This is a genomic window from Bacillus sp. SIMBA_008 (genome assembly GCF_046535495.1).
GTDB classification, from domain to species: Bacteria; Bacillota; Bacilli; order Bacillales; family Bacillaceae; genus Bacillus; species Bacillus subtilis.
On record NZ_JAWRWL010000934.1, the window covers coordinates 1 to 250 of the forward strand.

The 250-nt window shown below is 36.4% G+C and carries 1 pseudogene; it reads left to right on the forward strand.

Going from position 1 to position 250, the window contains the following annotated elements:
• Nucleotides 1-233: pseudogene (locus SB658_RS26115) on the forward strand (class I tRNA ligase family protein); the annotation flags it as partial.
• Between the last annotated feature and the right edge of the window lie 17 nt (nt 234-250).

Sequence of the window (250 nt, forward strand, 5' to 3'; positions counted from 1 at the left end):
TCACATATGCAAGCTGGCCAACATTTGATGAGTCTAAACTTGTAGAAGATGAAGTTGAAATCGTTGTTCAAATTATGGGCAAAGTTCGCGCGAAACTAACGATGAGTAAAGACGCATCAAAAGAAGAGATGGAACAACTGGCACTTGAAGCAATTCAAGACCAAATTGAAGGGAAAACAGTTCGTAAAGTAATTGTTGTTCCTGGAAAACTTGTTAACGTTGTTGCAAACTAATTCATTCTAAATAAAAG